Origin of the sequence: Variovorax nitratireducens (assembly GCF_051216545.1) — a bacterium.
GTDB lineage: Bacteria > Pseudomonadota > Gammaproteobacteria > Burkholderiales > Burkholderiaceae_C > Variovorax.
On sequence record NZ_JBPJZO010000001.1, the window covers coordinates 613,654 to 631,177 of the forward strand.

General features: G+C 65.0%; 17 protein-coding genes. 1 reads left to right on the plus strand and 16 read right to left on the minus strand.

All coding sequences use genetic code 11. From position 1 onward, the window contains the following. Nucleotides 1-27: 27 nt before the first annotated feature. The 16 genes from ACSFA8_RS02805 to ACSFA8_RS02880 form a co-directional block, all read right to left on the minus strand. Nucleotides 28-693 carry a phosphoribosylanthranilate isomerase gene (locus tag ACSFA8_RS02805; RefSeq protein WP_435477996.1) on the minus strand — a complete coding sequence of 222 codons (666 nt, stop codon included), beginning with the start codon at nucleotides 691-693 and terminating at the stop codon, nucleotides 28-30. Further along, a complete protein-coding gene (truA, locus tag ACSFA8_RS02810) occupies nucleotides 690-1,502 on the minus strand; it encodes a tRNA pseudouridine(38-40) synthase TruA (RefSeq protein ID WP_435477997.1) in 813 nt (270 codons plus the stop codon). The genes ACSFA8_RS02805 and truA overlap by 4 nt, the downstream gene beginning before the upstream one ends. Before the next feature lie 30 nt (nucleotides 1,503-1,532). Then, a complete protein-coding gene (locus ACSFA8_RS02815) occupies nucleotides 1,533-4,220 on the minus strand; it encodes a motility hub landmark protein FimV (protein WP_435477998.1) in 2,688 nt (895 codons plus the stop codon). Between the two features lie 166 nt (nucleotides 4,221-4,386). Then, nucleotides 4,387-5,529, minus strand: coding sequence for an aspartate-semialdehyde dehydrogenase (asd, locus tag ACSFA8_RS02820; RefSeq protein WP_435477999.1), 1,143 nt, complete (start codon nucleotides 5,527-5,529; stop codon nucleotides 4,387-4,389). An 87-nt stretch (nucleotides 5,530-5,616) separates the two neighbouring features. Next, complete coding sequence (leuB, locus tag ACSFA8_RS02825) at nucleotides 5,617-6,705, minus strand: 3-isopropylmalate dehydrogenase (RefSeq protein ID WP_435478000.1); 1,089 nt, start codon at nucleotides 6,703-6,705, stop codon at nucleotides 5,617-5,619. Nucleotides 6,706-6,735: 30 nt separating this feature from the next. Then, entirely contained in the window at nucleotides 6,736-7,386 is a 651-nt protein-coding gene (gene leuD, locus ACSFA8_RS02830; RefSeq protein WP_435478001.1) for a 3-isopropylmalate dehydratase small subunit, read from the minus strand. A gap of 17 nt (nucleotides 7,387-7,403) precedes the next feature. After that, entirely contained in the window at nucleotides 7,404-8,825 is a 1,422-nt protein-coding gene (gene leuC / locus ACSFA8_RS02835; RefSeq protein ID WP_286545561.1) for a 3-isopropylmalate dehydratase large subunit, read from the minus strand. A gap of 36 nt (nucleotides 8,826-8,861) precedes the next feature. Then, nucleotides 8,862-9,818 (minus strand): LysR substrate-binding domain-containing protein, encoded by a 957-nt coding sequence (locus ACSFA8_RS02840; protein WP_435478002.1) that lies wholly within the window; start codon nucleotides 9,816-9,818, stop codon nucleotides 8,862-8,864. A 155-nt stretch (nucleotides 9,819-9,973) separates the two neighbouring features. After that, nucleotides 9,974-10,114, minus strand: coding sequence for an entericidin A/B family lipoprotein (locus ACSFA8_RS02845; protein WP_435478003.1), 141 nt, complete (start codon nucleotides 10,112-10,114; stop codon nucleotides 9,974-9,976). A gap of 163 nt (nucleotides 10,115-10,277) precedes the next feature. Beyond that, nucleotides 10,278-11,588, minus strand: a complete 1,311-nt coding sequence (gene gltA / locus ACSFA8_RS02850) for a citrate synthase (protein ID WP_435478004.1) — start codon at nucleotides 11,586-11,588, stop codon at nucleotides 10,278-10,280. Nucleotides 11,589-11,640: 52 nt separating this feature from the next. Next, on the minus strand, nucleotides 11,641-11,919 hold the full coding sequence (locus ACSFA8_RS02855) for an FAD assembly factor SdhE (RefSeq protein ID WP_435478005.1): 279 nt from the start codon (nucleotides 11,917-11,919) through the stop codon (nucleotides 11,641-11,643). Nucleotides 11,920-11,933: 14 nt separating this feature from the next. Continuing rightward, a complete protein-coding gene (locus ACSFA8_RS02860) occupies nucleotides 11,934-12,635 on the minus strand; it encodes a succinate dehydrogenase iron-sulfur subunit (RefSeq protein ID WP_286545566.1) in 702 nt (233 codons plus the stop codon). A 22-nt stretch (nucleotides 12,636-12,657) separates the two neighbouring features. Then, entirely contained in the window at nucleotides 12,658-14,466 is a 1,809-nt protein-coding gene (gene sdhA / locus ACSFA8_RS02865) for a succinate dehydrogenase flavoprotein subunit (protein ID WP_435478006.1), read from the minus strand. A gap of 87 nt (nucleotides 14,467-14,553) precedes the next feature. After that, entirely contained in the window at nucleotides 14,554-14,919 is a 366-nt protein-coding gene (gene sdhD / locus ACSFA8_RS02870; protein ID WP_435478007.1) for a succinate dehydrogenase, hydrophobic membrane anchor protein, read from the minus strand. A 13-nt stretch (nucleotides 14,920-14,932) separates the two neighbouring features. Continuing rightward, nucleotides 14,933-15,379 (minus strand): succinate dehydrogenase, cytochrome b556 subunit, encoded by a 447-nt coding sequence (sdhC, locus tag ACSFA8_RS02875; RefSeq protein WP_286545569.1) that lies wholly within the window; start codon nucleotides 15,377-15,379, stop codon nucleotides 14,933-14,935. A 200-nt stretch (nucleotides 15,380-15,579) separates the two neighbouring features. Continuing rightward, nucleotides 15,580-16,314 (minus strand): GntR family transcriptional regulator, encoded by a 735-nt coding sequence (locus tag ACSFA8_RS02880; protein WP_435478008.1) that lies wholly within the window; start codon nucleotides 16,312-16,314, stop codon nucleotides 15,580-15,582. A 191-nt stretch (nucleotides 16,315-16,505) separates the two neighbouring features. Between ACSFA8_RS02880 and ACSFA8_RS02885 the strand changes: the two genes are divergently transcribed. Further along, nucleotides 16,506-17,492, plus strand: a complete 987-nt coding sequence (locus tag ACSFA8_RS02885) for a malate dehydrogenase (RefSeq protein ID WP_435478009.1) — start codon at nucleotides 16,506-16,508, stop codon at nucleotides 17,490-17,492. Nucleotides 17,493-17,524: the final 32 nt, after the last annotated feature.

Genomic DNA, 17,524 nt, shown 5'->3' on the forward strand with positions numbered 1-17,524 from the left:
CCAGTCGTTTCGAGGCAGCGCGGCGAATCAGGGGGTGGCGTCGGCGGCTCGCACAGCGGCCACGAAGTCACGGATCTTGGCGGCGTCCTTGATGCCTTTGGAGGCCTCGACGCCGGAACTCACGTCAACGGACAGCGCCTTGCAGCGTGCCCGCAGTGCGCGAATGCCATCGCCCACGCTTGCAGGTGTGAGCCCACCACTCAAGACGAGGTGAGCGTCGACGGCGGGTGGAAGAAGTGACCAATCGAATGCCTTGCCGCCACCGCCATAACCGTCGACATGAGCGTCGAGCAGGATGGCCTGGGCGCGGGAGAAATCGGAAGCGTATTTTACGAGGTCGAAGCCGACGCCGGCCGCGCCGAGGGGAATTCGTGCGGCGCGCAGGTAGCGATGCCGGCCCGCGCCGCTGGATTCCCAGCACTGTTCGGGCGTTTCATCGCCGTGAAATTGGGCCGCAGCGCCCGCCACCCGGGCGAGCGATGCCATGGCTTTTGCGGCCTCCTCGTTGACGAACAGCAGCACTGGCGTGACGAACGGCGGTATCCGCGATGCCAGTTCGGCTGCGCGCTCGACCGTCACCGCGCGCGGACTCTGCGGATAGAGCACGAAGCCGACTGCGTCGGCACCGGCTTCGACGGCCGCATCGACATCCTGTTCGCGGGTCAGGCCGCAGATCTTGATCCTGGTTCTCATGCCCAGCCATCATAGGCAGGGCGGTCGCCTTGCAACGTCGCCTCGGCCGGCAGACCCCAGTGCGCGTCGTACAACGGCCCGAGAAAGTAGAGCCCGGCGGGCGAGAAGGTCGGCGCCGCCACTTCGCGGCTGCGCGCAGCCAGCACTTCGCCAATCCATTCGGGGTGCTCGTCGCCATGGCCGATGCGCACCAGGCAGCCCATGATGTTGCGGATCATGTGGTGCAGGAAGGCGTCGGCCTCGAACTCGAACGCCCAGCGGCAACGCTCGCCGTCGCCCTGGCGTGTGATCTCGATGCGGCGCAGGTTCTTGACCGGCGAGCGCGCCTGGCAGGCCGAGGCGCGGAACGAGCTGAAGTCGTGCTCGCCGATCAGGAGTGCGGCAGCGGCGCGCATCGCATCGCCGTCGAGGGCGCGCATCGACCAGCCGACCCGGCCCGCCTCGAGGCTGGGCCGCACCGGCGATTGCGACAGCAGGTAGAGGTAGCGGCGCGCGAGGGCGCTCGCGCGGCAATGGAATTCGTCCGGCACCGGCTGCGCCCATTGCACCGCGATGTCGTCGGGCAGAAAGCGGTTGGTGCCGCGCATCCAGGAATTTGGCGTGCGCTCGACTTCGGTGTCGAAGTGGACGACCTGAAGGATGCCGTGTACGCCGGCATCGGTGCGGCCGGCACACAGGGTGCCGATCGGCCGGTCGGCGAAGCTGGAGAGTGCCTTTTCGAGCTTGTCCTGAACCGTCAGGCCGGAGAGCTGGCTCTGCCAGCCCTGATAGCCCCGACCGTTGTAGCGAACGCCGAGGGCCAGCCTCACGGTGCAACCGTCAAGGGCAGGCCCTGCGCGTCAGGCCAGTTGCGTCAGCAACTGCCGGGCCTGGGCCTTCAGGTCGCCGCTGGCTTCGGCCGCGACCTCTTCCACCAGGGAGCGGGCGCCTTCGGCATCGCCGATGGCTTGAAGCTCGCGCGCCAGCGACAGCTTGATCGCATGCGGGCTCTCGCCGTCGTCGAGCGATTCGAGCCCGCCACGCTCGGTTTCGAGCGGCGCACGACCGGTCATCGCGCTCATGTCGAACTCGATGAAGCCCGACTCGCCCGGCAGGCCGGCACGCAGGGTTGCAGGCTGGGTGCGGTCTTCGTCAGGCTGGGTGGCAATGCGGGTGACCGGCTCCAGCGCTGCAGGGGCAGTGTCGAAATCGTTCTCGAGGTCGAGGACGTGGCTGTCGCCGAGCGAGCCGCGCACTGTCTGCTCGTAGTTGATGTCGGGTGCCGCGGCCTGGGGGCGCACCTGCGGCACAGGTGGCAGGCTGGCGCTCGGCGGGGTCGGCACCGGGGTGGCGACGGGTGCCAACGGCGCGGGTTTGCTCAGGTCGAGGTCGAAGTCCAGCGGGGCCACCGAGGGCACGAAGGCCGGCGGCGGCGCGACGGATTCCGGCACGATGGGCGTCTTGGGCAGATCCATCGGCATGGTGACGGGCTGCTCGACAGGAGCAGCAGCGGCGGCCGCGGATGCTGCCGGGCGGACGCCCGCCTGGTACAGCGGGTTGCCGGGATCGAGGTCGCGGCCCATTTCGACTACGCGGTTCCACTCGTTGCCGGCGCCGCGGGTCAGCTTGTGCACATCGGCGGCCAGTGCTTCATACGCGCGCAGGTCGCGCCGCTTGGCATGGATTTCGAGCAGCTTGAGGTGGATGGCTGTGCGTTCGGGCGAGGTGCGCAGTGCTTCGCGCAGGATTTCTTCGGCCTGCAGGTCGCGGCCGTAAGCCAGGTAGACATCGGCTTCAGCCACCGGATCCACGTCGCCGGCATCGAGCTGGCTTGGGGAGTACGACAATGACGAGGCGACCGAGTTGTTGCGGTTCTTGGTGTCGACCGATTCGCCACCGCTGGCGCCGAAGAACGAGTCCTTGGGCATGCGGCTTTCAAGGAACACGCTGTCGCCGGCGTCTTGGCGCTTGCGGCCAAGCACGCGGTACAGCAGGAAACCGATCAACAGCGCGATGATGGCAGCGCCACCCAGCATTATCGGGTTGTCCATCAGCTCGGCGAAAAAGCCTCGCGGGGGCGGCGGGGCCACCTTGGCAGGTGCTGCCGCAGGCGACTTGGCCGCCTCAGGTGCTGCGGAGGCCGGTGCCGCGGCCGGGGTTGCGGCAGGTGACGACGCCGCGGGCGCCACGGCGTCCGGAGCTGCTATCGGCACCGTTACGCCGGGGATGCTTGCTGCGGGTGTCGCGGGTGTGGCGGGCGTAGCGGGTGCGGCCGGGGTGGCGGCAGCCGCCGGGGCGGCCGGCGCCGCAGCAGTGGGCGGCGTCGCTGCCGGGGCGGCAGCCGTGCCACCGGTTGCCGCCGGCGTGGTGGCGGCGGGCGCGGGCGTGTTGGCCGCGGTCTGCAGCTTGTTGAGCTCGGTGATGTTCTTCGACAGTTCGGCCACGCGAGCGCTGTTTTCCTGCGTCTGGCGGGCCTGTGCAAGCTTGTCTGCCGCCGCCTTCGCCGCGACGCCCTGCGAAACAGTTAGCTTGTCCGGCGACGCGGCCGCAGCATTGCGATCCTCGACATTGGTCTGAACCTTGCCACCCGCCTGGCGGTCGGCGCCGGCGACCTTCGAGGTCGGCGCATTGCCAGCCAATTGCTGGCGGTAGTCGTTGAAGTCGCGGCTTTGCGCCGTGACGGTGCGCTTCGCTTCGTCAGGCGCCGTGCCGGCCGCTTGCGAGGCACCCGGCACGTTGATGACGGCGCCGGCCTTCATGCGGTTCATGTTGCCGCCGATGAACGCATCGGGGTTGTTGCGCAGCATCGCCACCAGCATCTGGTCGAGCGACACGTCGGCCGGCTTGTAGGCGCCAGCGATCTTGCTGGCGGTATCGCCGGGGCGCACGGTGACCTGCTGGCCTTCGCCGGTGCCTGTACGAACCGAGCTGTCGGCAGCGGGCGCAGGTACTGCCGGCGGCGCGACCGGACGCTGACGACGTGGCGCGGCTTGAACCACCACGGGCGGGGCAGCGCGAGGCGCCACACCGATCTGTGGTGCGGTTGGATTGATCTGCGCGGCCGCCGTGGCGGCCTGGCGGCTGCTCGGCGGATCGAGCAGCACGGTGTAGTCGCGCACGACGCGGCCCGAGCCCCAGTTGGCCTCTAGCAGAAGGTCGATAAAAGGGTCGTTGAGTGCGCGGGCACCGGTCAGCCGAATGACATAGCGACCATCGGCGCGGCGTTGCAGAACGGTGCGCACATCGGACAGCGCCGCGTTGTAGCCGACACCGGCGGCACGGAACGCGTCGGCCGATGCGATGTTGAGCTTCATGCCGTCGGCCTCGGCCGCGCTGATCTCGGTGACCTCGATTTCGGCGCGCAAGGGCTCGCCGAGCGCCGATTGCACGTTGAGCCGGCCCAGTGACAGCGCGCTCGCATCCGTGCCGACCAAACCCAGCGCCAGCGCGACTGCCGCGCTGAGCAGGGAGAGCTGACCACGCCCCGACACGGTCGGGATCAGGTGGGCGGCTGGAAGGCGGCCCACAGGCAACGGATGTCTTGTCATGCTGATAGGGGGCGCCGTGGCCCAAAAGTGTAAGAGGACGTTAACATCAACCTCCCTGGGTGACAAGGCAACAAGGCAGATCTAACCAGTGCGTACCAACTTCGACACGCTTTGGGTGTTGCTGCTTGGCAACGACCGGCGCCCAAAACAGGCGCCGGCGGTGGATTCAGGCCTCCAGCAGGATCCGAAGCATGCGGCGCAGCGGCTCGGCCGCGCCCCACAGCAACTGGTCTCCGATGGTGAAGGCGCCGACGTATTCCGGACCCATTGCCAGCTTGCGGATACGGCCGACCGGGATGTCCATGGTGCCGGTGACGGCCACCGGCGTCAGTTGCTGGACGCTCGCCTCGCGCGTGTTCGGAACCACCTTGGCCCAGGCGTTGTCGGCCGCGATCAGGGCCTCGATGTCGGCGAGCGGCACATCCTTCTTGAGCTTGAAGGTCAGCGCCTGGCTGTGGCAGCGCATCGCGCCGATGCGCACGCAGAAACCGTCGACGGGGGTCGGCGCGGTGCCGAAGCCGGGGCCCTGGCCGAGGATCTTGTTGGTTTCGGCGCCGGCCTTCCATTCTTCCTTGGACATCCCGTCGCCCAGATCCTTGTCGATCCAGGGGATCAGCGAGCCGCCGAGAGGTGCGCCGAAATTCGCGATCTCTGCAGCCGACAGGCTCTGTTGCCTGGCCAGCACCTTGCGGTCGATCTCGAGGATGGCCGACTTGGGGTCGTCCAGCAGCGCGCGCACCTCGGCGTTGAGCGTGCCGAACTGCGTGAGCAACTCGCGCATGTGCTGCGCACCGCCACCCGATGCGGCCTGGTAGGTCATGCTGGTCATCCATTCGACCAAACCGGCCTTGTAGAGCGCACCGACGCCCATCAGCATGCAGCTCACCGTGCAGTTGCCGCCGATCCAGTTCTTGCCGCCCTTGGACAGTGCAGTCTGGATCACGGGGAGATTGACCGGGTCGAGCACGATGATCGCGTCGTCGTTCATGCGCAGCGTCGAGGCCGCGTCGATCCAGTGGCCGTTCCAGCCGGCGGCGCGCAGCTTGGGGAAGACTTCGCTGGTGTAGTCGCCGCCCTGGGCCGTGATGACGATGTCGCACTTCTTGAGCGTGTCGATGTCGTGCGCATCCTTCAGCGTGGTCTCGTTCTTGGCCATCGCAGGGGCCTTGCCGCCCGCGTTGGAGGTCGAGAAGAACATCGGTTCGATAAGTCCGAAGTCGTTTTCGGCCTGCATGCGGTCCATCAGGACCGAGCCGACCATGCCACGCCAGCCGACCAGGCCGACCAGGGGTTGAGATGCGTACGCCATTTGAATTGCCCTCGTGAAAAAAGAAAAGTTGTCTTCTTTGAGCCCGGCTCGTCGAGCCGGGGAGGGGCGTGACGAAGCGGGCTGCGGTTAGCCGGTAATCGTCTTTTTGGTGATCGCTGCGACGACCGCGTCACCCATTTCGCGGGTGCCGACGCGCTTCGTGCCTTCCGACCAGATGTCGCCCGTGCGCAAGCCGGAGGCGAGCACCGACTTGACCGCCGACTCGATACGGTCGGCAGCTTCGGGTTGGTTGAGGGAAAAGCGGAGCATCATGGCAGCAGACAGGATTGTAGCCAATGGATTCGCAACCCCTTGGCCGGCAATGTCGGGTGCGCTGCCGTGGCTGGGCTCGTAGAGGCCCTGGTTGCTGGAATTGAGCGAAGCCGAGGGCAACATGCCGATCGAGCCGGTCAGCATCGCCGCCTCGTCCGAGAGGATGTCGCCGAACATGTTGCCCGTGACCACCACGTCGAATTTCTTCGGCGCCTTCACGAGCTGCATCGCGGCGTTGTCGACGTACATGTGGTCGAGCGCGACGTCCGGGTACTCCTGGCCGACCTCGGTGACGATGTCCTTCCAGAACTGGAAGGTTTCCAGCACATTGGCCTTGTCGACGCTGGTTACGCGCTTGCTGCGCTTGCGGGCGGCCTGGAATGCGACGTGCGCGATGCGCTCGACCTCGGGGCGCGAATAACGCATCGTGTCGAAGGCTTCCTCGGCGCCCGGAAAGTGGCCGTCGACCGCCGTGCGGCGACCACGCGGCTGGCCGAAATAGATGTCGCCGGTCAGTTCGCGGATGATCAGGATGTCGAGGCCCGAAATCAGTTCGGGCTTGAGGCTCGACGCACCGACCAGTTGCTCGTAGCAGATCGCCGGACGGAAATTCGCGAACAGGCCGAGATTCTTGCGCAGGCCCAGGATGGCCTGCTCGGGGCGCAACGGGCGGTCGAGCTTGTCGTACTTCCAGTCACCCACCGCACCGAACAGCACCGCGTCGGATTCCTTCGCGAGCTTGAGGGTGGCCTCGGGCAGCGGGTGGCCATGCGCCTCGTAGGCGGCACCGCCGACCAGTGCGGTTTCCATTTCGAACTGGAGGTCGAGCGCGTCGAGCACGCGGATCGCCTCGGCGACGATTTCGGTACCGATGCCATCACCGGGAAGGACTGCAATTTTCATGAGATCAGTTGGTCTTGTTGTTGAAGGGGTTCAGCCCACCATGGTGTGTGCGAGCCAGGGTTTCGTGGCCAGGCGCTCGGTCTCGAAGGACTTGATCTTGTCCTTGTGCCGCAGCGTGAGGCCGATGTCGTCGAGCCCGTTGATCAGGCAGTACTTGCGAAAGGCCTGAACCTCGAACGGGAGTTCTACGCCATCGGGCTTGATCACCACCTGTCGCTCGAGATCGACCGTGAGCGAGTAGCCGGGGAAGGCCAAGGTTTCGTCGAACAGCTGCGCCACCTGTGCCTCAGGCAGCACGATCGGCAGCAAGCCGTTCTTGAAGCTGTTGTTGAAGAAGATGTCGGCATAGCTCGGCGCGATGATCGCGCGAAAGCCGTACTGGTCGAGCGCCCACGGCGCGTGTTCGCGCGACGAGCCGCAGCCGAAGTTCCGGCGCGCGAGCAGCACCGAGGCGCCAGCGTAGCGCGGCTGGTTCAGCACGAAGTCGGGGTTCGGCTTGCGGCTGGCCGGATCCTGCCCCGGCTCGCCCGGATCGAGGTAGCGCCACGCGTCGAACAGGTTCTGGCCGAAACCGGTCTTGCGGATCGACTTGAGGAACTGCTTCGGAATGATCGCGTCGGTGTCGACGTTCTCGCGATCCATCGGGGCCACGAGGCCCTTGTGCACGGTGAATTTCTGCATGGTGTGTGGCTCCGGGTTCAGGCGAAAGTTCGGACGTCTACGAAATGGCCGTGCACCGCGGCGGCAGCCGCCATGGCCGGGCTCACCAGATGCGTGCGGCCACCCGCGCCCTGGCGGCCTTCGAAGTTGCGGTTGCTGGTCGAGGCGCAGCGTTCACCGGGTTCGAGCCGGTCGGCATTCATCGCCAGGCACATCGAGCATCCCGGTTCGCGCCATTCGAAGCCGGCGGCCTTGAAGATCTGGTCGAGGCCTTCGCGCTCTGCCTGCTCCTTCACGAGGCCCGAACCCGGCACCACCATCGCGAGCTTGACGTTCTTTGCGACTTTCTGGCCCAGCTTCTTCACGACCGCGGCCGCTTCGCGCATGTCTTCGATGCGCGAGTTGGTGCAGGAACCGATGAACACCTTGTCGATGAAGATGTCGTTCATCGGCTTGTTGGGTTCGAGGCCCATGTAGGTCAGGGCGCGTTCGATGGCACCGCGCTTGTTTGCGTCTTTTTCCTTGTCGGGGTCGGGCACGCGGCCGTTGATGTCGGTCACCATTTCGGGCGAGGTGCCCCAGGTCACCTGCGGCTGGATCTGCGTGGCGTCCAGTTCGACCACCAGGTCGAAGTGCGCGCCGGGGTCGGACTGCAGTGTCTGCCAGTAGGCAACGGCCTGGTCCCACTCGACGCCGGTCGGCGCGAACGGACGGCCCTTCACGTACGCGATGGTCTTGCTGTCCACCGCCACCAGTCCCGCGCGCGCGCCGGCTTCGATAGCCATGTTGCACACCGTCATGCGACCTTCCATGCTGAGGTCGCGAATGGCCGAGCCGGCGAACTCGATGGTGTAGCCGGTGCCGCCCGCGGTGCCGATCCTGCCGATGATCGCCAGCACGATGTCTTTCGCGGTGCAGCCCAGCGGCAGTTTGCCTTCGACCTTGACGAGCAGGTTCTTTGCCTTCTTGGCGAGCAGCGTCTGCGTTGCCATCACATGCTCGACCTCGCTGGTGCCGATGCCATGCGCGAGCGCGCCGAACGCGCCGTGGGTGGAGGTGTGCGAGTCGCCGCAGACAACGGTCATGCCCGGCAGCGTGGCGCCCGACTCGGGGCCGATCACATGCACGATGCCCTGGCGCTTGCTCAGGAACGGAAAGAACGCCGCCGCGCCGAACTCGGCGATGTTGTGATCCAGCGTCGTGACCTGTTCCTTGCTGGTCGGGTCGGTGATGCCGTCGTAGCCGCGCTCCCAGCCGGTGGTCGGCGTGTTGTGGTCGGCGGTGGCCACCACCGAGCTGATGCGCCACAGCTTGCGGCCGGCCACGCGCAGGCCTTCGAAGGCCTGCGGGCTGGTCACCTCGTGAACCAGGTGGCGGTCGATGTAGAGGATCGAGGTGCCGTCGTCCTCGGTGTGGACGACGTGTTCGTCCCAGAGCTTGTCGTAGAGCGTGCGTGCCATGGTCTGTCTTTCGTGGGGAAGTGATTGTCTTGTGTTTCAGGCCGCCATTTCGGCCGGCTTGCTGGCCGCTGCGGCGCCCGAGGCCTGCAGGTGCGATACCAGCGTGCGCGCCGCTACCGGCAGCGTGGAAAAGTCGCGCGCGACCAGGCGGATCTCGCGCTGCGCCCAGGCGTCCGTCAGCGCCACGCTGGTGAGCCGGCGGCCGATGCCGCCGCGCATCAGTTCGAAGGCCTGGTTCGGCATCACGCCGATGCCGAGGCCGTTTTCGATCATGCGGCACATGGCGTCCAGGCCGGTCACATGGATGCGCAGCTTGATCGTGCGCCCGGCATCCAATGCGGCCTGACGCGTCGCCACGTAGATCGAACTGTTGGTGTGCAGCCCGACGTGGTCGTACTCGAGCGATTCGACGAAGTCGATCCCGCCCTTTCCGGACAGGGCATGGCCTGCCGGCACGATGAGCACCAGGTGGTCATGGCGGTAGGGCAGGCTCTGGAGCTCGTTGCCGCCGTCCGCCACATGGCAGATCCCGAGGTCGGCTGCGCCCTCCTGTACGGCGCGCAGCACTTCGCTGCTGAGGTGTTCTTCCAGGTCGATCTTGATCGCTTCGTGCGCGCGGCGGAAGGCGCCGAGGTCTTCGGGCAGGAACTGCACGATCGCCGAAATGTTCGCGTGCACCCGTACGTGGCCACGCACGCCGTCGGCGTACTCGCTGAGCTCGCCCTGCATCTTTTCCAGGCTGTAGAGCACCGAGCGGGCGTGGTGCAGCAGGCTTTCGCCGGCCGGGGTGAGGTCGACGCCGCGCGTGTGGCGGTAGAGCAGGGGCGTGGCGAGCGTGGCCTCAAGATCCGACAGCCGCTTGCTCACGGCCGACGCGGCGATGAACTCCCGCTCGGCCGCGCGCCCGATGCTTCCGAGTTCGCACACCGCCACGAAGAGCTGCAGCGAAGTGAGGTCGATCCGGCGGGCGAAACTGCGTTCGGAGGTGGTCAAGTGCGTTCAAGTCATCGCAACAGGCGATGCAAGGGAACGTAATTGTCCTCTAGGAGGGGTTGTTCTGCCATCGTGATCCGAGATGGCACTGTTGCTGTCTCAAGATGAAAAAAAGCGGGCCGAGCCCGCTTTTCCTGGGTGCACAGGCTTTTGCCTTACTTCTTCTTTTCAGCGGCGTTTTCCATCTTCTGGCCGGCGTTCTGAACGTCCTGGCCCGCGCCCTTCACGGTGTTGCAGCCAGCCAGCGGAACGGCGAAAGCGAAAGTAACGGCAATCATTGCAGCGATTTTTTTCATGGCGAACTCCTTGGGAGCAGGTGGTTGAACAGGATGCATGGAAGTAAACCCTCCAAGCTGCAGGCTACGCAGCAGGTGGCACGCATCGTGTCAGTCAAAACGCAAAAAGGCTGCCCGAAGGCAGCCTTTTGACGCGTGGGCGCAGCGGGTGTGCTGCCGGCGCTCAGCGCTTGGCGAGGGGCTGCACGTCGCGCTTGACCGAGCCTTCGAACAGCTGGCGCGGGCGGCCGATCTTGTATTCCGGGTCGCCGATCATCTCGTTCAGCTGGGCGATCCAGCCGACCGTGCGCGCCAGGGCGAACACCGCGGTAAACAGCGGCACCGGGATGCCGATGGCGCGCTGCACGATGCCCGAGTAGAAGTCGACGTTCGGGTAGAGCTTGCGCGAGACGAAGTATTCGTCTTCCAGCGCGATCTTCTCAAGCGCCATGGCCAGCTTGAACATCGGGTCGTTTTCCAGGCCCAGTTCGGCCAGCACTTCCTTGCAGGTTTCCTGCATGAGCTTGGCGCGCGGGTCGTAGTTTTTGTAGACGCGGTGCCCGAAGCCCATCAGCTTGACGGTCGAATTCTTGTCCTTGACCTGCTTGATGAACTCGCCGATCTTCTCGACGCCGCCGGCCTTCTGGATGTCGCCCAGCATGTTGAGGGCCGCTTCGTTGGCGCCGCCGTGGGCCGGGCCCCAGAGGCAGGCCACGCCGGCTGCGATGGCCGCGAACGGGTTGGTGCCAGACGAGCCGCACAGGCGCACGGTCGAGGTCGACGCGTTCTGTTCGTGGTCGGCGTGCAGGATGAAGATGCGGTCGAGAGCGCGCTCGAGCACCGGGCTCACCTTGTACTCTTCGCACGGCGTGGCGAACATCATGTGCAGGAAGTTGCCCGCATAGCCCAGGTCGTTCCTCGGGTACATGTACGGCTGGCCGACTGTGTACTTGTACGTCATGGCGACAAGCGTCGGCATCTTCGCGATCAGCCGGATCGCGGCGATCTCGCGGTGCTTCGGATTGTTGATGTCCGTGCTGTCATGATAGAAGGCCGACAGCGCGCCAACCAGGCCGGTCATGACCGCCATCGGATGCGCGTCGCGACGGAAGCCGCGCAGAAAGAACTGCATCTGCTCGTTGACCATCGTGTGGTTGGTCACGAGCTTGGTGAAGTCACCCTTTTGCGTCGCGTTCGGCAGTTCGCCGTACAGCAGCAAATGGCAGGTTTCGAGAAAGTCGCAGTTGGTGGCGAGCTGCTCGATCGGGTAGCCGCGGTACAGCAACTCGCCCTTGTCGCCATCGATGTAGGTGATGGCCGATTGGCACGAAGCGGTCGACATGAAGCCGGGATCGTAGGTGAACATGCCGGTCTGCGCGTAGAGCTTGCGGATGTCGATGACGTCGGGGCCCAGCGAGCCCTTGTAGATCGGTAGATCGACGTTGTCCGTGCCGTTGCTGAACGACAGCGTGGCCTTGGTGTCGGAGGCTTTCATTTCGACTTTCTTTCTAAATGGATGTTCGGGAAGACAGGGAACCAGCGCGCGCTCAAACGCGCAGAAGACGCAACAAATCGACCACGCCCGCCCCGGCCAATGCAGGCTCGGGCTCCTTTCGCCTCAGGAGCAAATCGAGCAGGTCGGGATCCGAGAGATCCATCAGCGTCTCCATGGCCCGCGCCTGCCCGACGGTCAAGCGAGATTCATGCCGTTCGAAGAAGCGGGCGATGAACAGGTCGTTTTCCAGCAAACCGCGCCGACAACGCCATTTCAGCTTGCTCAGCGCGCGAACGCCGAGCGGCTCGTCGGGGGTTTCGGTGGCTTGCATGGGGCTCAAAAAGGTCAGATCGCCCGGCGAACCATGAGTTCTTTGATCTTGCCGATCGCCTTGGTCGGATTCAGGTTCTTCGGGCACACGTCGACGCAATTCATGATCGTGTGGCAGCGGAACAGGCGGTACGGGTCTTCGAGGTTGTCCAGGCGCTCGGCGGTGGCTTCGTCGCGGCTGTCGGCGATGAAGCGGTAGGCCTGCAGCAGGCCGGCCGGGCCGACGAACTTGTCGGGGTTCCACCAGAAGCTCGGGCAACTCGTGGAGCAGCTCGCGCACAGGATGCATTCGTAAAGACCGTCGAGCTCCTCGCGCTCCTCGGGGCTTTGCAGGCGTTCCTTTTCGGGCGGCACCGTGTCGTTCTGAAGGTACGGCTTGATCGAGTTGTACTGCTTGAAAAACTGCGTCATGTCGACGATCAGGTCGCGGATCACGGGCAGGCCCGGCAGCGGCTTCAGCACGATCGTGCCCTTGAGCGTGAGCATGTTGGTCAGGCAGGCGAGGCCGTTCTTGCCGTTGATGTTCATCGCGTCGGAACCGCAGACGCCTTCGCGGCACGAGCGGCGGAACGACAGCGTCGGATCCTGCGCCTTGAGCTTCATCAGTGCGTCGAGCAGCATGCGTTCATGGCCGTCGAGTTCGATCTCGATGGTCTGCATGTAGGGCTTGGCGTCCTTGTCCGGGTCGTAGCGGTAGATCTGGAATGTGCGCTTCATCGTGTTGACCTTGTAAATATTCTCAGAACGTCCGGACTTTGGGCGGCACGGATGCGACCGTCAGCGGCTTGAGCTTGACCGGCTTGTAGGTCAGCCGGTTGTCGGCGCTGTGCCAGAGCGTGTGCTTCATCCAGTTGGCGTCGTCGCGGCCGAGCGGTGCGACCGGATCGTCGGCCGGGCGTTCGTAGTCTTCGACCGTGTGGGCGCCGCGGCATTCCTTGCGGGCCGCTGCCGAGACTATCGTGGCCTGCGCCACTTCGATCAGGTTGTCGACTTCGAGCGCTTCGATGCGCGCGGTGTTGAACACGCGCGATTTGTCCTTCAGCGTAATGGCGGCCACGCGCTCGCGCATCGCGGCAATCTTGACCACGCCTTCGTCCATCGACGCCTGTTTGCGGAACACGGCGGCATGCTGCTGCATGACGGCACGGATCTCGTTGGCCACGTCCTGCGCATACTCGCCCGAGCTCGAGTTCTCGAGCTGGTTCAGGCGCTCCAGCGAGCGGTCGGCCGCGTTGGCCGGCAGCGCCTTGTGTTCCTTCAGCTTGTCGTTGAATTCGACGATGTGGTTGCCGGCCGCCTTGCCGAACACCAGCAGGTCGAGCAGCGAGTTGGTGCCGAGCCGGTTGGCGCCGTGCACGCTCACGCAGGAGCATTCGCCGACGGCGTAGAGGCCATCGATCACCACGCTGTGGTCTTCGCCCTTTTGAATGACGACCTGGCCATTGATGTTGGTCGGGATGCCACCCATCTGGTAGTGGATGGTCGGCACCACCGGGATCGGCTCCTTGGTGACGTCGACGTTGGCAAAGTTGATGCCGATCTCGTACACCGAAGGCAGGCGTTTGTGGATGGTCTCGGCGCCGAGATGATCCAGCTTCATGTGGATGTAGTCCTTGTTCGGACCGCAGCCGCGACCTTCCTTGATTTCCTGGTCCATCGAGCGGGACACGAAGTCGCGCGGCGCCAGATCCTTCATGGTCGGCGCGTAGCGTTCCATGAAGCGCTCGCCGTTGCTGTTCAGCAGGATGGCGCCTTCGCCGCGGCAGCCTTCGGTCAGCAGCACGCCGGCGCCGGCCACGCCGGTCGGGTGGAACTGCCAGAACTCCATGTCCTGCAGCGGAATGCCCGAACGGGCTGCCATGCCGAGGCCGTCGCCGGTGTTGATGAAGGCGTTGGTCGAGGCTTGGAAGATGCGGCCGGCACCGCCGGTGGCCAACAGCACGGTCTTGCCCTGCAGGATGTGCAGGTCGCCGGTTTCCATTTCGAGCGCGGTCACGCCGACCACGCCGCCTTCGTCGTCACGGATGAGGTCGAGCGCCATCCATTCGACGAAGAACTGGGTGCGCGCTTCCACGTTCTTCTGGTAGAGCGTGTGCAGCATCGCGTGGCCGGTGCGGTCGGCCGCGGCGCAGGCGCGTTGCACGGGCTTTTCACCGTAGTTGGCGGTGTGGCCGCCGAACGGACGCTGGTAGATGGTGCCGTCGGGATTGCGGTCGAACGGCATGCCGAAGTGTTCGAGCTCGTACACCACCTTGGGTGCTTCGCGGCACATGAACTCGATCGCGTCCTGGTCGCCGAGCCAGTCGGAGCCCTTGATCGTGTCGTAGAAATGGTAGTGCCAGTTGTCCTCGCTCATGTTGCCGAGCGAGGCGCCGATCCCGCCCTGGGCGGCCACCGTGTGCGAGCGTGTCGGAAACACCTTGGAGAGCACAGCCACGTTGAGGCCTGCGCGCGCCAGCTGCAGCGAGGCACGCATGCCCGAGCCGCCCGCACCGACGATGACAACGTCGAACTTGCGCTTGGTGATTTGTTCTTTTGTATAGGTCATGGGGTCAGGACTCCTGCCGGGCCGCCCCAAGGGAGGCCTCGCCCCCACGGGGGGCAGCGATTACGTGAAACGAAAAGCGTGGGGGCATCACAACCTCCAGAGCACTTGAATGGCCCAACCCGCGCAACCGACAAGCCAGACGATGGTGAAAATTTGGGCGGCCAGGCGAATGCCGACCGGCTGGACGTAGTCCATCCAGACGTCGCGCATGCCGACCCACACGTGGTACAGAAGGGAGACGATCACTGCGAAGGTCAGCACCTTCATCCACTGCGCCGAGAAGATGCCGGCCCAGGTGTCGTAGCCGATCGGGCCACGAGAGAACAGCACCTGGCCCAGCAGGATCAGGGTGAAGAGCGCCATCAGGCCGCCCGTGATGCGCTGGCTGAGCCAGTCGCGAAGACCGTAGTGCGCGCCAACGACGATGCGCTTTGTGCCGTAGTTCACTGCCATGGTGTGGTGCTCCTCAGTACGCGCCGAACAGCTTGAGGCCGAGGGCAATGGTCAATACGACGCTGAGCCCCAGCGTGACGATGGCGGAGGTGTGGCCGAACTCCTTGGTAACGGCGGCATGGCTCATGTCCATCCACAAGTGGCGCAGGCCGGCGATGAAGTGGTGCAGGTAGGCCCAGATCAGCGCAAGCGCGACGAGCTTGATCAGCACGCCAGGAACGAAACCAAGGCCGCTGTTGAACGCGCCCTTGAATCTTTCGAAAGAAATTTCGGAGCTGATCGAGGTGTCGAACATCCAGATGATGAACGGCAGCAGCAGGAACATCAGTACACCGCTGACGCGGTGCAGGATCGACACGATGCCGGCCGGCGGCAGCCGGTAGGTGGTCAGATCGGTGATCGCGTTGATGTTGCGGAATTCGCGGCGCGGCGGCCGGGGCGGAGTGGCAAGCTCGGTCATGGGGAGATGGCTTTCGTAGCTTTTTCGAGCGGGATGGCTTGTTCTTTGACGGAAATGCAAACAACGCAAAATTCTATTGCAATGCACCATGGGGCAGCACCGGCGTGCACTTCATCGCAGCGCATTGCTCGGGTGCTATGACTTCGATAGCGAATTGCGCCCGTCGCACGGGCCACGCAGCTTGATTTGCATTGATGATTTCATCCAAGTTCGTTCCGGTAGTGGTGCGTGTCGGTGCGGTAGAGGCCGCGGCGGAGTTCCATGGGCGTGTCGTGGTAGGTGTGGGCCACGCGCTCGACGCTCAGCAAGGGCGTGGCATTCGTGACTTGCAGCAGTGCCGCCTGCGCCGCATCGGGCAGCACGGCACGGATCTTTTCCTCGGCCCGCACCATGCGTACGCCGAACTCGGTTTCGAACAGCGAATACATCGGGCCGCGCCATCCGGTGAGCCGCTCGGCCGTGAGCCCCTTGAAGGGTGTGCCCGGCAGCCACAGGTCTTCCAGGATGGTTGGCACACCGTGGTAGGCGAGCACGCGCCGAACCTGCAGCACCGCGTCGCCGGTGCGCAGCGACAGGGCCCTGGCCACATCGGCTGCAGCGCGCAGGCGCTTGCAGTCCACGATGGTGCGCTCGGCCGGGCCGTCGCCGTCGAGGTCGCCGCTGTCGGGCACCAGTTTCAGGAAACGGTATTGCACGTGCTGCTCGGCATGCGTCGCAACGAAGGTGCCCTTGCCCTGGCGCCGCACCACGAGGTTTTCGGCGGCCAGTTCGTCGATGGCCTTGCGCACCGTGCCCTGGCTCACGCGGAATCGCGCGGCCAGTTCGACCTCGCTGGGGATCGGCTCGCCCGGCTTCCACTCGCCCGCCTGCAAGCTTTGCAGGATCAATGCCTTGATCTGCTGGTAGAGCGGACTGAACGAGGGGGTCGGCGACATCGGGGTGTGGGCGGGGTGCTGGGCATTGGGGAATGCCCCCTATCTTATATAAGACATAAGACTTTCGCCATCGAAAGCGCGATTCGGCATAAAATGTCGGCCGGTTTTGCGTGCGGGCCAACGGCCCGGCAAAGCTCGCGGAGGCCGCGGGCGCGCATCCACTCTTTTTCATCACCTTCTGGAGTTTCCCCATGAGCAAAAAGCCCGTCCGCGTTGCCGTCACCGGTGCCGCCGGTCAAATCGGTTATGCCCTGCTGTTCCGCATCGCTTCGGGCGAAATGCTCGGGAAAGACCAGCCGGTCATCCTGCAACTGCTCGAAGTGCCGGTCGAAGGCCCGCAAAAGGCGCTCAAGGGCGTGATGATGGAGTTGGACGACTGCGCATTCCCGCTGCTGGTCGGCATGGAAGCGCACAGCGATCCGATGACCGCCTTCAAGGACGTCGACTACGCACTGCTGGTCGGTTCGCGTCCGCGTGGCCCGGGCATGGAACGCGCCGAACTGCTGGCCGTCAATGGCGCCATCTTCACGGCGCAGGGCAAGGCCCTCAACGCCGTTGCCAGCCGCAGCGTCAAGGTGCTGGTGGTGGGCAACCCGGCCAACACCAACGCCTACATCGCCATGAAGAGCGCGCCGGATCTGCCGCGCAAGAACTTCACCGCCATGCTGCGCCTGGACCACAACCGCGCGGCCAGCCAGCTCGCCGCCAAGACCGGCAAGGCCGTGGCCGACATCGAGAAGCTCACCGTCTGGGGCAACCACTCGCCCACGATGTACGCCGACTACCGCTTCGCCACCATCAACGGCGAAAGCGTCGCCAAGATGATCAATGACCAGGAATGGAATGCCAACACCTTCCTGCCGACCGTCGGCAAGCGCGGCGCCGCGATCATCGAAGCGCGCGGCCTGTCGTCGGCTGCCTCGGCGGCCAACGCCGCCATCGACCACATGCGCGACTGGGCCCTCGGCACCAACGGCAAGTGGGTCACCATGGGCATTCCGTCGGATGGCCAGTACGGCATTCCGAAGGACGTGATGTTCGGCTTCCCGGTGACCTGTGAAGGCGGCGAATACAAGCTCGTCGAAGGTCTCGAGATCGACGCATTCAGCCAGGAACGCATCGACAAGACGCTGAAGGAACTGACCGACGAGCAGGCCGGCGTTGCTCATTTGCTCTAACCCCCCGTCTTCGCGCACTTCCGTGGCGCAGC